Origin of the sequence: Streptomyces echinoruber (assembly GCF_014651135.1) — a bacterium.
GTDB classification, from domain to species: Bacteria; Actinomycetota; Actinomycetes; order Streptomycetales; family Streptomycetaceae; genus Streptomyces; species Streptomyces echinoruber.
The window spans coordinates 277764-293922 of sequence record NZ_BMWH01000005.1; the positions used below are offsets into that span (position 1 = coordinate 277764).

A 16159-nucleotide genomic window follows, 5' to 3' on the forward strand; every position below is an offset into this window, starting at 1 on the left:
TGATGACGAGGAGTTGGTCCCGCATGGCCGCCGAACCGACCGCGCAGGAGCTGATCGCGAAGCACCGGCCCACCCTCGGCCAGGCACTGGAGGCGATCCGCACCCGCGCGTACTGGTCCCCGCACCCGGAGCACCCCAAGGCCTACGGCGAGAACGGCAGCCTGGACGCGGCAGCGGGCAAGGCCGCCTTCGACGCCCTGCTGGGCACCCGTCTCGACCTCGGCCAGCCCGGCACCGACGACTGGGTGGGCGGCGAGGTCTCCCCGTACGGCATCGAGCTCGGCGTGACGTACCCGCACGCGGACGTCGACGTGCTGCTGCCGGCCATGAAGGCGGGCCAGCCGGCCTGGCGGGACGCGGGCCCGGAGGCACGCGCCGCGGTGTGCCTGGAGATCCTCAAGCGCATCAGCGACCGCACGCACGAGTTCGCGCACGCGGTGATGCACACCTCCGGCCAGGCCTTCATGATGGCGTTCCAGGCGGGCGGCCCGCACGCCCAGGACCGCGGCCTGGAAGCGGTGGCGTACGCGTACGCGGAGCAGATCCGCACCCCCGAGGAAGCCGAGTGGACCAAGCCGCAGGGCAAGCGCGACCCGCTGAAGCTCACCAAGCGCTTCACGGCCGTCCCGCGCGGCATCGCCCTGGTCATCGGCTGCAACACGTTCCCGACGTGGAACGGCTACCCGGGCCTGTTCGCCTCCCTGGCCACCGGAAACGCCGTCCTGGTCAAGCCGCACCCGCGCGCGGTGCTGCCGCTCGCCCTCACCGTCAAGATCGCCCGCGAGGTGCTCGCCGAGGCCGGCTTCGACCCCAACCTGGTGGCGCTGGCCGCCGAGCGCCCCGGCGAGGGCATCGCCAAGACCCTCGCCGTCCGCCCCGAGATCAGGATCATCGACTACACCGGCTCCACCGCCTTCGGCGACTGGCTGGAGACCCACGCCCGCCAGGCGCAGGTCTACACCGAGAAGGCGGGCGTCAACACGGTGGTCGTCGAGTCCACCGACGACTACCGGGGGATGCTGTCCAACCTGGCCTTCTCGCTGTCGCTGTACAGCGGCCAGATGTGCACCACCCCGCAGAACCTGCTGATCCCGCGGGACGGCATCACCACCGACCAGGGCCCCAAGTCCTTCGACGAGGTGGTCGCCGACCTGGCCGGGGCCGTCGACGGGCTGCTCGGCGACGACGCGCGCGCGTGCGCGCTGCTCGGCGCCATCGTCAACCCGGACGTCAAGGCCCGCCTGGAGGCGGCGGCCGGCCTCGGCGAGGTCGCGCTGGCCTCCCGCGAGATCACCAACCCCGAGTTCCCGGGCGCCGTCGTGCGCACCCCGGTGATCGTCAAGCTGGACGGGGCCAAGCCGGACGCCGAGGCCGCCTACATGAGCGAGTGCTTCGGCCCGGTCTCCTTCGCCGTCGCCGTCGACTCCGCCTCCGACGCGGTGGAGCTGCTGCGCCGCACGGTCCGCGAGAAGGGCGCGATGACGGTCGGCGCGTACACGACCTCCCCGGACGTCGCGCGGGCCGTCGAGGAGGTGTGCCTGGAGGAGGCCGCGCAGCTGTCGTTCAACCTCACCGGCGGGGTGTACGTGAACCAGACGGCCGCCTTCTCCGACTTCCACGGCTCCGGCGGCAACCCGGCGGCCAACGCGGCCCTGGTGGACGCCGCGTTCGTCGCCAACCGCTTCCGCGTGGTCGAGGTGCGCCGGGAGGCGTAGCGGCCGCGCGGGGCGCACCGGCGGCGGCGCGGCCGGCTCAGACGGGTGCGCCGCCGCCGGCGCTCCAGTGGAACAGCGCCATCGCCACGCTGGTGGCGAGGTTGTAGCTGGAGACCTGCGGCCGCATCGGCAGCGCCACCAGGTGGTCGGCCCGGGCGCGCAGCGCGGCGGACAGGCCGCTGCGCTCGGAGCCGAAGGCGAGCAGGGCGTCGTCGGGCAGTTTCAGCCCGCGGATGTCCTCGCCCTCCGGGTCGAGGGCGAACAGCGGCCCCGGCGGCAGCTCGCCGACTTCCAGCCGCTCCACGGCGGTCGCGAAGTGCAGCCCCGCCCCGCCGCGCACCACGGTGGGGTGCCAGGGGTCGAGGGGGCCGGTGGTGACCACGCCGGTCGCCCCGAACCCGGCGGCCAGCCGGACCACGGCACCCGCGTTGCCGAGGTTGCGCGGCTGGTCCAGGACGACCACGGGTGCGGTGCGCGGCATACGGGCCAGCGCCCGCAGGTTGGCCTCACGCGCGGGCCGTACGGCCAGGGCGGCCACGGCGGTGGGGTGCGGGCGCGGCACCAGGGAGGCGTAGGCGTCGTACGGCACCTCCGCCAGCAGCGCGTCCAGGGCGGCCCGTACGTCGGGGGCGAGGTCGTCGGCGAGGGCGAGCGCGGCCGCCCGGTCGGCGGTGACCGCGACCGGCACCTCGGCGCCGAAGCGCAGGGCGTGCTTGAGGGCGTGGAAGCCGTCCAGCAGGACGCACCCGCCGGCGAGACGGCGCCAGGCGGTCACGGGATCGGTCATGCCGACGAGCCTACGTGCGCGGGCGCACCGCCCGGAGGCGCCCACTGCGCGCACGCACCCACCACTCGGAGACGCCCACTACGTGCGCGGGCCCGCCGCCCGGAGACGCCCACTACGCGTGGGCCCACCACCCGAAGACACCCACCACGCACGCAGGCCCACCACCCGAAGACACCCACCACGCACGCAGGCCCACCACCCGAAGACACCCACCACGCACGCAGGCCCACCACCCGAAGACACCCACCACGCGCGGGCCCACCGCCTCCGGCGGGCACCTCCTGCGCGCGTGCGCACCGTGCCGGTGGTTTCCCTCCGGCGCCGGCGCTCCGGAGGCGCCCGTTACGCGCGCGTGCGCACCGTGCCGGTGGTCTCGCCGGCCTCCCCGTCCGCCCGCTCCCGGCCGGGCGGCGCCGCCCGGCCACCGCGCGCGGCGGTGCGGGAGAGCAGCCGGGCACGCGCGCGGGCCGCCCGGCCGCCGAGACACCGGAGGAACGACGTCGGCAGGAACACCGCGTCCGCCGTGATCATCGCCAGCGAGAAGAACGGCAGGCCGAGCACGACGGCGATCGCGGCGTGCTCCGTGATCATCGCCGCCAGCAGCACGTTCTTCACCCGCCGGTTGAACAGCGTGAACGGGAAGGCGACCTGGGCCAGGACCGTCCCGTACGTCACCAGCAGCACCAGGGTGCCGTTGGCGGAGAGCAGGTCGGCCAGGCCCGGCCAGGGCGAGAAGTAACCGAGGTGCAGCGGGTAGTAGACGGCGGTGCCGTCCTGCCAGCGCGAGCCCTGGATCTTGTACCAGCCGGCCGTGGCGTAGACGAGGCACGCCTCCGCCATGATCACCAGCAGGGCGCCGTTGTGCAGCACGTTGCCGACGACGTCCAGCAGCACCCGCAGCCGCCACGTCCGCTCCCGGCGCCCGGCCGCCCACCACACCGCCTGCGCGAGCCACACCGCCCACAGCAGCGCGGGCACGGTCCACTCCGCCGTGCCGAACCGTCCGCCCACCGTCACCGCGGCCAGCACGCACCCCAGCACGCCCCACAGCAGCGGGCCGGCCGCATCGCCCGCGCGGGCCCCGTGCGCACGGACCGCCCGCGCCCGCCGGGCCCGCCGCGCGTCCAGCGACCACACCTGCCCGCAGCGCGTGAAGACCAGGTACAGGGACATCAGGTGCAGGACGTTGTCCCCGCCGTCGCCCATCAGGACGCTGTGGTTCTGCAGCGACAGCACCCCGACCATGAACAGCACGGACATCGTGCGGGTGCGCCAGCCCAGCAGCAGCAACAGGCTCACGGCGGCGGTGAGGGCGTACACCGCCTCGAACCACATCTGGCTCCTGGACCACATCAGCACCGTGAAGGCGCCGTTGTCGGTGACCAGTTGCCGGGCGAGGTCCCAGCTCCACGGCCCGTCGGGCCCGTACAGCTCCTGGCGGTGCGGGAACTCCCGCAGCAGGAACAGCAGCCAGGTCGCGGCGAAGCCGATGCGGACGGCGGCGGTCTGGTACGGGCCCAGGGCGGCGTCGGTGACCCGGGTGACGCCGCGGGCGAGGCTTCGAAGGGCACGGCGGCCGACGGCGGCGCGCGGCGCGGGGGAGGGCGCCTGGGACGGCTCGGGAGGCGCCGGAGAAGGCGCCTGGGACGGCTCGGGGGGCGCTGGGGAAGGCGCCTGGGACGGCTCGGGGGGCGCTGGGGAAGGCGCCTGGGACGGCTCGGGAGGCGCCGAGGAGGACGCCGGAGACGGCTCGGGGGACGGCTCGGGGACGAAGCGGTTCACCGCACGCCCCCCTCGGCCTCGGCGGACGGCACCGGCCACCAGGGCAGCGCGCGCAGCACGGGCGCCGTGGACACCTTCTCCCTGCTCCACTTCGGCGGCGGCACGTTGGTGGTGCGCGCGCGGACCTGGACGCGCTCGACGGTGCCGCCGGGACCGGGCGCGTGCGCGCGCTCCAGCCGCAGCACCACGATCCGCCGCAGGTACTGCTCCGCCAGCGCCCCCCGCAGGCCCACCGGGCGGCCGGCGCCGTCGTGCGCGGCGACGAAGAAGTCCCAGGCGCGGCGCAGTTCGTTCTGCTGCGTGTGGCTGGGCAGCGGATTGCCGCGAATGGCCCGGCCGTCCTGCGCGGACAGGTCGTACCAGCCGGTGGTGTGCCTGCCGCCGTCCGGCGTGCGCACCTCGGCGCGCGCCTGGACCGCTATGTCCTGCTGCAGCGGATTCGGCGCGAACAGCTTCCAGTTCTGCTCGAACTCCGGGTAGATCCACTCGTTCACGGCCCCGCCGTGCCGCGCGGTGACCGTGTTGGGCGGCGCCACGTGCAGAAACACCATGCCCAGGTGCGTACAGACGGCGACCGCGACGACGGCGAGGAAGGCGACCGCGCCGATCCGGTGAGGCAGGGGAAGCGCGGCGAGACCGGCCGGCCGGGGCGGTTCGGCCGGGGCTGTCGGGGCTGTTGGGGCGGTGGGGGCTGTCGAGGCAGCCGGGGCGGTGGGGTGGTGCGGTGCGGCCGGGCGGTCCGGCGCCTGCGGGTCATGGGTTCCGGCCGGCCGCGCGGACCGGGACGTTTGGGGTTCGGGGAGGGCAGGCGGCGGTTGCACTCCGCGGGGAGCGTTCGGCTCTTCGTCGTACGCGTCCATTGCGCCCCGTTTCCGCCCCGTTTCCGCCCTGTTTCCGCACCGTTCCGGTTCCGGCCCTGTCCGCCCCGGTCCGCCGGGCCCGGGGCGCGGCGGAAGCCGGGTGTCCGGCCGCCGGCGCGTCTCGTCGGCCCGGCGGTCGCACGGGAACGGTACTCATGCCCGCCCGCCGGGCACACCCCCGGCCGGACACCCGGCTTCCGCCGAGTGCTCCCACGGCCCCTCCACGAGGACGAGCAGGCCGGTCATCCGGGTTTTCCACAGGTAACCCCGTGCGCCGCCCACAGTGGTTGACACCTCGTGGCCCTGCCCACACCATGGAATCGCACGGACCGAACGATCGGTCGGGAGCAGGAAGAGCCGAGCAAGACGAGCAGGAAGAGTCGAGGTCGAGGGAGACCGCATGGCGACAGCAGCCGCGCAGCACACGGCCCGCACACCGGCGCACGACGCCCGGGGCGGCGCCCCGGACACCGATGCCCACCAGCGCGCCTTCGACGCGGCGATCGCCGCCGACGAGCGCATCGAGCCGCGCGACTGGATGCCCGACGCCTACCGCGCGACCCTGATCCGCCAGATCGCCCAGCACGCCCACTCCGAGATCATCGGTATGCAGCCGGAGGCCAACTGGATCACGCGCGCGCCGTCGCTGCGCCGCAAGGCCATCCTGATGGCCAAGGTCCAGGACGAGGCCGGCCACGGCCTGTACCTGTACAGCGCGGCCGAGACGCTCGGCGTGAGCCGCGACGAGCTGCTCGACAAGCTGCACAGCGGCCGCCAGAAGTACTCGTCGATCTTCAACTACCCCACGCTGACCTGGGCGGACGTCGGCGCCATCGGCTGGCTGGTGGACGGCGCCGCGATCACCAACCAGGTCCCGCTGTGCCGCTGCTCCTACGGCCCGTACGCGCGCGCGATGGTCCGCATCTGCAAGGAGGAGTCCTTCCACCAGCGGCAGGGCTACGAGCTGCTGCTCGCCCTCAGCCGCGGCACCCCCGAGCAGCACGCCATGGCGCAGGACGCGGTGAACCGCTGGTGGTGGCCGTCGCTGATGATGTTCGGCCCGCCCGACGACGAGTCCGAGCACTCCGCCCAGTCGATGGCCTGGAAGATCAAGCGGCACTCCAACGACGAGCTGCGCCAGCGTTTCGTCGACATCTGCGTCCCCCAGGCCGAGTCCCTGGGCCTGACGCTCCCCGACCCGGACCTGAAGTGGAACGAGGAGCGGGGCCACTACGACTTCGGCCCCATCGACTGGGACGAGTTCTGGCAGGTCATCAAGGGCAACGGTCCGTGCAACGAGCAGCGGATGGCCCAGCGCCGCCGGGCGCACGACGAGGGTGCCTGGGTGCGGGAGGCGGCCGCCGCCTACGCCGCCAAGCACACGCACGACAAGGAAGCGAGGCGAGGATGACGACCGCCGACTGGCCCCTGTGGGAGGTCTTCGTGCGCTCCCGGCGCGGCCTGTCCCACACCCATGCCGGCAGCCTGCACGCCCCGGACGCCGAGATGGCGCTGCGCAACGCGCGCGACCTGTACACCCGGCGCGGCGAGGGCGTGTCCATCTGGGTGGTGCCGTCCGCGGCGATCACCGCCTCTTCCCCGGACGAGAAGGACCCCTTCTTCGAGCCGGCCGCCGACAAGCCCTACCGCCACCCGACGTTCTACGAGATCCCGGAGGGGGTGAAGCACCTGTGACCGCCCAACCGGCCGACACCCGGACCTCCTTGACGACGGTTTCGCGGGAGACCGATGTCCCCGCGGCCGCCGCGCTCGCCCTCGGCGACGACGCCCTGGTGCTCTCCCACCGCCTGGGGGAGTGGATCGGCCACGCGCCCGTGCTGGAGGAGGAGGTCGCCCTCACCAACATCGCGCTGGACCTGCTGGGCCAGGCCCGGGTGCTGCTGTCGATGGTGGGCGACGAGGACGAGCTGGCCTACCTGCGCGAGGAGCGCGCCTTCACCAACCTGCAACTGGTGGAGCAGCCCAACGGCGACTTCGCCCACACCATCGCCCGCCAGCTGTACTTCTCCGTCTACCAGCACCTGCTGTACGGCCAACTGGCCGCCGGTGACGGCCCGTTCGCCCCGCTCGCGGCGAAGGCCGTCAAGGAGACCGCCTACCACCGCGACCACGCCGAGCAGTGGACGCTGCGGCTGGGCGACGGCACACAGGCCAGCCACGAGCGGATGCAGCGGGCCTGCGAGGCCCTGTGGCGGTTCACCGGCGAGATGTTCCAGCCGGTGGCCGGCCTGGACAGCGTGGACTGGACCGGCCTGGAAGCGGCCTGGCTGGAGTCCCTCGAAGACGTGCTGCGCCGGGCCACCCTCACCCTGCCCGAGGGGCCGCGCAGCGCGCCCTGGGCGGCGGGCGCCGGACGGCAGGGGGTGCACACCGAGCCGTTCGGTCGCATGCTCGCCGAGATGCAGCACCTGCACCGCAGCCACCCGGGGGCGACATGGTGACCACCACGACACCGCTGGAGGAGGAACTGCGGCGCCTGGCCGGCTCGGTGCCCGACCCCGAACTGCCGGTGCTCACCCTGGAGGAGCTCGGCGTGCTGCGGTCGGTGCGGCTGCGCGGCGAGGACGCCGTCGAGGTCGAGCTGACCCCGACGTACACCGCCTGCCCGGCGCTGGAGGCGATGTCCCTGGACATCGAACGGGTGCTGCGCGACCACGGCATGCGCGAGGTCACCGTGCGCACCGTGCTCAGCCCCGCCTGGTCGACGCAGGACATCACCGACGAAGGCCGCCGCAAACTGCGGGAGTTCGGCATAGCCCCGCCGCGCACGCGCACACAGAGCGGACCGGTCCCGGTGCCCCTCGGCCCCACCCGCACGCTCACCGGCCCGCAGGACCCTCCCCGGACCGAACCGGACCCCGTCCGCTGCCCGCACTGCGGCTCGCCCGACACGGAGCTGCTGAGCCGGTTCTCCTCCACCGCGTGCAAGGCGCTGCGGCGCTGCCTGTCCTGCCGGGAGCCGTTCGACCACTTCAAGGAGGTGTGATGGCCCGCTTCCACCGGCTCACGGTGTCCGCGGTCGACCGGCTCACCGACGACTCCGTCGCCCTCACCTTCACCGTCCCGCCCGAGCTGCGCGACGAGTACCGGTTCACGCCGGGCCAGCACCTCGCTCTGCGGCGGACGGTCGACGGCACCGAGATACGCCGCACCTACTCGATCTGCTCCCCCGCCCCGGAGCACGGCGAAGGCCCCGACACCCTGCGGGTCGGGGTGCGGCTGGTGGAGGGCGGCGCGTTCTCCACATACGCGCTGAAGGAGATCAACGTCGGGGACGAACTGGAGGTGATGACCCCGGCCGGCCGCTTCACGCTCGAACCGGCACCCGGCCTGTACGCGGCGGTCGTCGGCGGCAGCGGCATCACGCCCGTGCTGTCCGTCATGGCGACGCTGCTGGCGCGCGAGCCGCGGGCGCGGTTCTGCCTCATACGCAGTGACCGGACTACCGCCTCGACGATGTTCCTGGAGGAGGTCGCCGACCTGAAGGACCGCTACCCGGACCGGCTGCAGCTGGTGACGGTGCTGTCCCGGGAGGAACAGCAGGCGGGCCTGCCCTCCGGGCGGCTGGACCAGGAGCGGCTCACCGCGCTGCTGCCGACGCTGGTGCCGGTGGAGCAGGTCGCGGGATGGTTCCTGTGCGGACCGTTCGGACTGGTCCAGGAAGCCGAACGGGCCCTGCGCGGCCTCGGGGTGCCCCGGGCCAGGGTGCACGAGGAGATCTTCCACGTCGACGCCGGCGGCCCCGCCCCCGGCGCCCCCGGCCGGCAGGCCCCCTCGCACAGCACGGTCACCGCCCGGCTCGACGGCCGCGGCGGCACCTGGCCGGTGCAGGAGGGCGAGACGCTCCTGGAGACGGTGCTGCGCAACCGACCGGACGCGCCCTACGCCTGCAAGGGCGGCGTGTGCGGAACGTGCCGCGCCTTCCTGGTCTCCGGCGAGGTCCGCATGGACCGCAACTTCGCCCTGGAACCGGAGGAGACGGCGGCCGGATACGTCCTGGCCTGCCAGTCCCACCCACTGACGGAAACGGTGGAACTGGACTTCGACCGCTGACCGGCGGCCGGTCGACCCACCGGCCGGCCGACCGCATCCCGACCAGCACACCCACCCCGGCCGGGGCCGCGCCGTCCCCGGCCGGGCCGACCATGACCACCGGGCCGACCATGACCACCGGGCCGACCGCGGCCACCGGACCGGCCGTGACCGCCGGACCGGCTCACTGTTCGCCGCTGCCCGGCCCGGCGCCGGCCCGGCGCCGGCCCGCAGCCGCCCGAATGCCTCCGGCGGGGCCGGAGGGATCGAAGGAGCCGGAGGTCAGAGGACGTACCCGGGCTCACCCTTGTCGTTCACCACCGGCCGCCCCGACGCGGCCCACACCTGCATGCCGCCGTCGACGTTCACCGCGTCGAAGCCCTGCTGGACCAGATACATCGTGACCTGAGCCGAACGCCCGCCGGAACGGCAGATCACATGGATCCGGCCGTCCTGCGGCGCCGCCTCGGTCAGCTCTCCGTACCGGGCCACGAAGTCGCTCATGGGGATGTGCAGCGCCCCCTCGGCATGGCCCGCCTCCCACTCGTCGTCCTCCCGGACGTCCAGCAGGAAGTCGCCGTCCTTGACGTCCGTGACCTCGACCGTAGGGATTCCAGCTCCGTCATGCATGGCCCCGACGCTACCCGAAGAACACCGTCCCCGGCCGCCGTCGGCCCACGGGCACCGGAACCGGCCGTCGGACGCCCCTCAGCCCTCTCCCAGCAGCGCCGCGAGTTCCGCCTCCCGCCGGGCGATGTCGCCGCGCAGTTGCTCGGCGATCTCGTCCAGGAGGCCGTCGGGGTCGTCCGGGGCCAGCCGGAGCATCGCGGCGATGGCGCCGTCCTCGAGTTCCTTGGCGACCTGGGTGAGCATCTCCTTGCGCTGGGCGAGCCATTCGAGGCGGGCGTACAGCTCCTCGCTGCGGCTCGGCCCCTGATCGGCGGGCTTGGGCCCGGCGGCCCACTCCTCGGCCAGCTCCCGCAGCGCGTCCTCGTCACCGCGGGCGTAGGCGGCGTTGACCCGGGTGATGAACTCCTCCCGCCGCTTGCGCTCCTCATCCTCCTGCGCGAGGTCGGGGTGGGCCTTGCGGGCCAGTTCGCGGTAGAGCTTGCGGGCCTCCTCGCTGGGGCGCACCCGCTGCGGGGGCCGCACCGGCTGCTCCGTGAGCATCGCGGCCGCCTCCGGAAACAGCCCCATGCCGTCCATCCAGCCGTGCAGCAGCTCCTCGACGCCCGCGATCGGCGCCACCCGGGCCCGCGCCTCCTCCGCGCGGCGCACGTCCTCGGGGTCGCCGGTGCGGGCGGCCCGGGCCTCGGCGATCTGCGCCTCCAGCTCGTCCAGGCGGGCGTAGAGCGGGCCGAGCCGCTGCTCGTGCAGCCGGGAGAAGTTCTCGACCTCGACGCGGAACGTCTCCACCGCGATCTCGTACTCGATCAGTGCCTGCTCGGCTGCCCGTACGGCCTGCTCCAGCCGCTCCTCGGGGCGCGCCGCACCACCGGGTGCCGCCGACGCCCCGCCGGCGACACCACTGCCCTGCTCAGCTTCCGGGGTCGTCACCCGACCAGCGTAGGCCACGACCGGAACGCCGACCTCGACTTGCCGCTGTCACCGCGCCGGGCCCCGCTCGTCCACTCGTTGCCTCGGCCCGGTGAGTCCGGTGGGCCGCCCGCTGTCGGTAGCGGGTCTGGGCAGTCATCGGCCCGCATGCTCGAATGGGCGTGAGGGACATGTGCGCGGGGGATGCCCGGCGGGGGCGAGGGGGCGTGGTGAGGGCGGCGGGGCACGCGGTGGTATGGACCGGGGCATGGCTGCTGATCGCCGTCGTGGCTCTCGTCTTCGGGACGGCGACGGCCTTCGAGGTTCGCGGAGCGCTGGAGCGGGAGCGGGCGTTTCGTGCCGCGCCGGTGTGCTCCTCCGTCCCGGTGAGGGCGTCGGGGTGCCTGTGGGAGCAGGAGTTCACCGTTCGGAAGGCCGACCCGCACCGCGGTGAGAGGGGCGAGTCGCCGGAAGCGGAGCTGTCGCCGCCGTCCGGCAAGCCGTGGGAGGTGACGTTCCGGCAGATCGATCCGGTGGTGTCGCGGATGGAGCCGGGCGACCGGGTCGTCGGCCTGATCTGGCACGGGCAGGTGGTCGAGGTGCGGGATTCCGCCGGACGGCGGCAGCAGACGTCCTTCGGGCCTGTGGAGTGGCCCGAGGACCGCCTGGGTGGCGCGCTCGCCTGTGTCTCGTTCGGCCTGGCGGCCCTCGTGGGAGGGCTGTGGCCCCTCTTCGCGCCGGGTGACCGTCGTCACGCGGCAGCGGCGGCCGCAGTGCGGTGGCACGGCGTCGGCATGGCCGCCGCAGCCATCCTGACGCTCTGGGCGCAGGCGGCCAACGACTGGCCGATGTGGGCGATTCCGGCGATCTGGGGGCCGCTCGCGCTGCTCCTCCTGGCCTCCACGGCGGCCTTCGTCCGCGCCGCCCTCCGCGGCGACCTGGACGACGGCGACCTGGACGACGGCGACCTGGACGACGGCGACCTGGACGACGACGCTTCGTCCGCCCCGCCCGCCCCGCAGGCGCCCACGTCACCGACGGGCCCACCGGACGGGGCGACGGCTTCGGGGAGTGGCCACTGCTGATCCGAAAGGCCGCCGGCCCGTACCGCGCGGGGACGACGGGCAGAGGCTCCGTCACGCCCCCGGGACGGCCCCTGCGGTCCGGGGCGAGGCAGTACACCGGCAGCACATCGGCAGCGCACCAGCAGGACACCGGACAGGACAGGTGGGACGGCCCGTCAGACCCCGTCGGCCCCCGTCAGACTCCGTCAGCCCCTGTCAAACCCCCGTCTCCGCCGCGATCCTCCCCACCCGCACCGCCGCCACCAGGTCGGCGTGGTCGGCCTCGGTCCGGTCGGCGTAGGCGACGGCGAACGCGGCGATGGCGTCGTCGAGTTCGTCGCTCTTGCCGCAGTAGCCGGCGATGAGACGGGGGTCGGCGCTGTGGGCGTGGGCGCGGGCGAGGAGGGCGCCGGTCATCCGGCCGTAGTCGTCGAGCTGGTCGGCGGAGAGGGCGGCCGGGTCGACGCTGCCCTTGCGGTTGCGGAACTGCCGTACCTGGTAGGGCCGTCCGTCGACCGAGGTCCACCCGAGCAGGATGTCGCTGACGACCTGCATGCGCTTCTGCCCGAGGACGATCCGCCGCCCTTCGTGGTCCACGTCGGGCACGTCGAAGCCGGCGGTGACCAGGTGCGGCACCAGCGCCGAGGGGCGGGCCTCCTTGACCTGGAGCACCAGCGGTTCGCCCCGGTGGTCCAGGAGCAGCACGACGTAGGAGCGCGTGCCCACGCTGCCGGTGCCGACCACCCGGAACGCCACGTCGTGCACCGCGTACCGGGCCAGCAGCGGCAGCAGGTCCTCCGCGACGGTGTCCGCGTAGCCCTCCAGGGCCGCCGCCACGGCCGCGGACTCGGCCTCGGGTATGCGGCGCAGCACCGGCGGGGCGTCGACGAAGCGGCGCCCGCCCTCCTTCGTCGGTTCGGTGGATTTGGCGGCGAAGCGTCCGCTGGTGTTGGCGCGGGCCTTCTCCGAGACCCGTTCGAGGGTGCCGAGGAGGTCGTGGGCGTCGGTGTGGGAGACGAGTTCCTCGTCGGCGATGGCGTTCCACGCGTCCAGCACCGGCAGTTTGGCCAGGAACCGCATGGTGCGCCGGTAGGCGCCGGCCGCGTCGCGGGCGGCCTCGCGGCACGTGTCCTCGTCGGCGCCCACTTCCCGCCCGGCGAGCACGAGGGAGGCGGCGAGCCTCTTGAGGTCCCATTCCCAGGGGCCGAGGACGGTCTCGTCGAAGTCGTTGAGGTCGATGACCAGGCGGCCGCGGGCGTCGCCGTAGAGGCCGAAGTTGCCGGCGTGGGCGTCGCCGCAGATCTGGGCGCGGATGCGGGTCATGGGGGTGCGCGCGAGGTCGTACGCCATGAGACCGGCGGAGCCGCGCAGGAACGCGAACGGGGTGGCCGCCATCCGGCCGACGCGGAGGGGGACGAGGTCGGGGATGCGGCCGCGGTTGGACTCCTCCACGGCGGTGACGGCGTCGGGGCGGGAGGCGTCCGGGTCGAGGGTGGCGTGGGCGCGGCGCGGCACGCTGCGGCGCAGCGCCTTGCCCTCCTGCTTGGGTGAGCCCTGCGGCGGCCACTCGGCGAAGCCCCGCACCCGCGGCAGCCGCCGTGCCGCCGTCGCCGCCGTTCCTCCGGTGTCTTCCGTCCCGGTCACCTCGACCGCCTCCCCCGCAACCGCACGAACATCAACTCGTGCCGAAGGTACAGCCGGCGGACCGGACGCGTCAGATCCTGTGGACAACCCCGCGCTTGTGGACAACCTCACTGCCGCGCACGCGGACGCCCCGCCCGCGACAGAATGTGACAGACCTCACCCGAGATGTACGCCACGCACATCCACGACGCCCGCACCGCGCCCCGAGACATGCGCCACGCACATCCACGACGCCCGTGCCACTCACCTGAGACGTACGCCACACATACCGAGACGTGCGCGGCACGCACCTGCGGCCCGCGCGCACGCACCCACACCCACACCTGCACCCGCACATGCGAAAGCCCCCACAGGGGTCTTGCCACCTGTGAGGGCTCTCGGCCGGTGCGCGAGGGGGGAGTTGAACCCCCACGCCCTTGCGGGCACTGGAACCTGAATCCAGCGCGTCTGCCTATTCCGCCACCCGCGCATTGGGTATGTCCTCCGGCTCCGGCTCCCTTTCGGGCCCGGCGCCTTCCGACACCCAGAACATTAGCACGTCGCGAGGGGTGGGTTCACATCCCTTTCCTCCCCGGGGGCCGGCCTCGGGGCCGCCCGGAACTCCCGGCCCTCCCCGGTCTTCCCCGCTCCCCCCGGGACTCCCCGGAGCCCCGGAGCCCCGGAGCCCCGGCAGGCGACCGGGGCCGCCCCGGCCCGTCCCGGCCCGCCCGGGAAGCGGCAAGAACCACTCGGGAAAAACCACACGACAGGAACCACTCGGCCCCCACCCGCACCGCACCGTCCAGGACCTACAGGCGGGTGCGGGACACTGGTTTGCGGCCGCCTCTACGATCCTGGGCAGGGGTACGCGTATGACAGGAGTGCGCGTATGAACAGCTGCCCAGGAGTTCGAGGAGGGGCTGCCACGGGAACCTCCGGGGCGTCGACACCCGTCGACCGGGCCATCAGGGGGAACCAGCCGTTTTCGCGGCGCGTGGATACGATCAGTAAGCAGTACCGGCAGGACCCGCACGACCCAACGAGCAGTACCAGCACGACCAGCACGGCAACCAGCACAGCAGGCACGGCAACCAGCCCAGCGAGCCCCACCGCGAGCAGGACCACAAGCACCGCAGGCACAACCCGGAGCAGTACCCCGAGCAGGACCTCGAGTAGAACTCAGAGCAGCACCCGCAGCACCCGCAACACCAGCAGTACCCGCAACACCCACAGCAGCACGCAGGACGACGGCCACGACGGAGGAGGTGCCCCATGGGAGTCCTGAAGCGTTTCGAGCAGCGTCTCGAAGGGCTGGTCAACGGCACCTTCGCCAAGGTCTTCAAGTCCGAGGTCCAGCCCGTGGAGATCGCGGGCGCGCTCCAGCGGGAGTGCGACAACAACGCGACCATCTGGAACAGGGACCGCACGGTCGTCCCCAACGACTTCATCGTGGAGCTGAGCGCGCCGGACTACGAGCGGCTCAGCCCGTACTCGGGGCAGCTGGGCGACGAGCTCGCCGGGATGGTGCGCGACTACGCCAAGCAGCAGCGCTACACCTTCATGGGCCCCATCAAGGTCCACCTGGAGAAGGCCGACGACCTGGACACGGGCCTGTACCGGGTGCGCAGCCGCACGCTGGCCGGCTCCACCTCCAACCCGCAGGCCCAGGCCGCGGGCCGGGCGGGCGCCGCCCCCGGCGGATACGGCTACCCGCCGCCCGGCTACCCGGCCGCGGGCGCCCCGCCGATGCCCGCCGCACCGCCGCCCGGCGCCCGGCCCGGCGGATACGGCTACCCGCCGCCCGCCCAGCGCCCCGGCGCGGGCGGCCCGATGGCAGGCGTGCCGGGCGGGCGCACGCGCTACTGGATCGAGATCAACGGTACCCGCCACCAGATCTCCCGTCCGACGCTCGTGCTGGGCCGCAGCACCGACGCCGACGTGCGGATCGACGACCCCGGCGTGTCCCGCCGGCACTGCGAGATCCGGACCGGAACGCCCTCGACGATCCAGGATCTCGGGTCCACCAACGGCATCGTGGTGGACGGGCAGCACACCACCCGCGCTACGCTCCGCGACGGCTCGCGGATCGTCGTGGGCAGTACCACCGTTATCTATAGGCAAGCCGAAGGGTGAACCGGGGGCAATGTCAGAGCTGACCCTCACGGTCATGCGGCTGGGTTTCCTGGCCGTACTGTGGCTGTTCGTGATCGTGGCCGTGCAGGTCATCCGCAGCGACCTGTTCGGTACGCGCGTCACTCAGCGCGCGTCGCAGCGCGGCGCGCGCCGGGACGGCGGACGGCCGCAGCCGCAGCGGCAGGCGCCGCCGCAGCAGCAGCGCTCGCAGCCGGGCGGAGGCCGCCGGGGCCGCAACACGCCCACCAAGCTCGTCGTGACCGAGGGCACTCTGGCCGGCACCACGGTTGCCCTGCAGGGCCAGACCATCACCCTGGGCCGGGCCCACGACTCCACGATCGTGCTGGACGACGACTACGCCTCCAGCCGCCATGCCAGGATCTACCCGGACCGCGACGGCCAGTGGATCGTCGAGGACCTGGGATCCACCAACGGCACCTACCTGGACCGGACTCGGCTGACGACCCCCACACCGATCCCGCTGGGTACGCCGATCCGCATCGGCAAGACCGTCATCGAGCTGCGGAAGTAGTACGACCATGAGCGAGCGGAGCGAGCACGCAGCGGCGGCCGGCACCCCGGGCCCGGGCGCGCTCCCGACCGGAG

General features: G+C 73.6%; 15 protein-coding genes and 1 tRNA gene. 9 read left to right on the forward strand and 7 right to left on the reverse strand.

Going from position 1 to position 16159, the window contains the following annotated elements:
- Window positions 1-23 precede the first annotated feature (23 nt).
- Window positions 24-1715, forward strand: a complete 1692-nt coding sequence (gene paaN / locus IE225_RS10250; RefSeq protein ID WP_190057070.1) for a phenylacetic acid degradation protein PaaN — start codon at window positions 24-26, stop codon at window positions 1713-1715.
- 37 nt (window positions 1716-1752) lie between these two features.
- On the opposite strand, the gene IE225_RS10255 is transcribed toward paaN, so the two are convergent.
- The 3 genes from IE225_RS10255 to IE225_RS10265 all read right to left on the reverse strand — a co-directional run bounded on the left by IE225_RS10255 (window position 1753) and on the right by IE225_RS10265 (window position 5144).
- Window positions 1753-2502 carry a TrmH family RNA methyltransferase gene (locus IE225_RS10255; protein ID WP_190057071.1) on the reverse strand — a complete coding sequence of 250 codons (750 nt, stop codon included), beginning with the start codon at window positions 2500-2502 and terminating at the stop codon, window positions 1753-1755.
- A 342-nt stretch (window positions 2503-2844) separates the two neighbouring features.
- Window positions 2845-4023: an HTTM domain-containing protein gene (locus IE225_RS10260; protein WP_229879408.1), complete on the reverse strand. Its 1179-nt coding sequence runs from the start codon at window positions 4021-4023 to the stop codon at window positions 2845-2847.
- Window positions 4024-4280: 257 nt separating this feature from the next.
- Window positions 4281-5144, reverse strand: a complete 864-nt coding sequence (locus IE225_RS10265; protein ID WP_190057072.1) for a DUF5819 family protein — start codon at window positions 5142-5144, stop codon at window positions 4281-4283.
- A gap of 400 nt (window positions 5145-5544) precedes the next feature.
- Between IE225_RS10265 and paaA the strand changes: the two genes are divergently transcribed.
- The 5 genes from paaA to paaE are packed head-to-tail and all read left to right on the forward strand — an operon-like array spanning window position 5545 to window position 9218.
- Window positions 5545-6555, forward strand: a complete 1011-nt coding sequence (paaA, locus tag IE225_RS10270; RefSeq protein WP_190057073.1) for a 1,2-phenylacetyl-CoA epoxidase subunit PaaA — start codon at window positions 5545-5547, stop codon at window positions 6553-6555.
- Window positions 6552-6839 carry a 1,2-phenylacetyl-CoA epoxidase subunit PaaB gene (gene paaB, locus IE225_RS10275; protein WP_190057074.1) on the forward strand — a complete coding sequence of 96 codons (288 nt, stop codon included), beginning with the start codon at window positions 6552-6554 and terminating at the stop codon, window positions 6837-6839. The genes paaA and paaB overlap by 4 nt, the downstream gene beginning before the upstream one ends.
- Before the next feature lie 29 nt (window positions 6840-6868).
- Window positions 6869-7606 carry a 1,2-phenylacetyl-CoA epoxidase subunit PaaC gene (gene paaC, locus IE225_RS10280; RefSeq protein ID WP_190057132.1) on the forward strand — a complete coding sequence of 246 codons (738 nt, stop codon included), beginning with the start codon at window positions 6869-6871 and terminating at the stop codon, window positions 7604-7606.
- A complete protein-coding gene (gene paaD, locus IE225_RS10285; protein ID WP_444545065.1) occupies window positions 7603-8151 on the forward strand; it encodes a 1,2-phenylacetyl-CoA epoxidase subunit PaaD in 549 nt (182 codons plus the stop codon). Before paaC ends, paaD begins: the two co-directional genes overlap by 4 nt.
- Window positions 8151-9218, forward strand: a complete 1068-nt coding sequence (gene paaE / locus IE225_RS10290; RefSeq protein WP_190057076.1) for a 1,2-phenylacetyl-CoA epoxidase subunit PaaE — start codon at window positions 8151-8153, stop codon at window positions 9216-9218. Before paaD ends, paaE begins: the two co-directional genes overlap by 1 nt.
- 261 nt (window positions 9219-9479) lie before the next feature.
- Here paaE and IE225_RS10295 read toward each other — a convergent pair whose 3' ends face one another.
- Both IE225_RS10295 and IE225_RS10300 read right to left on the reverse strand, forming a co-directional pair.
- Window positions 9480-9809 carry a rhodanese-like domain-containing protein gene (locus IE225_RS10295; protein WP_190057133.1) on the reverse strand — a complete coding sequence of 110 codons (330 nt, stop codon included), beginning with the start codon at window positions 9807-9809 and terminating at the stop codon, window positions 9480-9482.
- Window positions 9810-9905: 96 nt separating this feature from the next.
- A complete protein-coding gene (locus IE225_RS10300; protein WP_190057077.1) occupies window positions 9906-10754 on the reverse strand; it encodes an efflux RND transporter periplasmic adaptor subunit in 849 nt (282 codons plus the stop codon).
- A 230-nt stretch (window positions 10755-10984) separates the two neighbouring features.
- On the opposite strand from IE225_RS10300, the gene IE225_RS10305 reads away from it, so the two are divergent.
- Window positions 10985-11818 (forward strand): hypothetical protein, encoded by an 834-nt coding sequence (locus IE225_RS10305; RefSeq protein WP_190057078.1) that lies wholly within the window; start codon window positions 10985-10987, stop codon window positions 11816-11818.
- Between the two features lie 195 nt (window positions 11819-12013).
- Here the strand turns inward: IE225_RS10305 and IE225_RS10310 are convergent, their stop codons facing one another.
- The gene (locus tag IE225_RS10310) at window positions 12014-13441 is read right to left on the reverse strand and encodes a DUF2252 domain-containing protein (RefSeq protein ID WP_190057079.1); all 1428 of its coding nucleotides are present in this window, start codon (window positions 13439-13441) and stop codon (window positions 12014-12016) included.
- Between the two features lie 385 nt (window positions 13442-13826).
- Window positions 13827-13910 (reverse strand) — tRNA-Leu (locus IE225_RS10315).
- 782 nt (window positions 13911-14692) lie between these two features.
- On the opposite strand from IE225_RS10315, the gene IE225_RS10320 reads away from it, so the two are divergent.
- A complete protein-coding gene (locus tag IE225_RS10320; protein ID WP_190057080.1) occupies window positions 14693-15553 on the forward strand; it encodes an FHA domain-containing protein in 861 nt (286 codons plus the stop codon).
- A 10-nt stretch (window positions 15554-15563) separates the two neighbouring features.
- Window positions 15564-16085 (forward strand): FHA domain-containing protein FhaB/FipA, encoded by a 522-nt coding sequence (locus IE225_RS10325; protein ID WP_190057081.1) that lies wholly within the window; start codon window positions 15564-15566, stop codon window positions 16083-16085.
- Window positions 16086-16159: the final 74 nt, after the last annotated feature.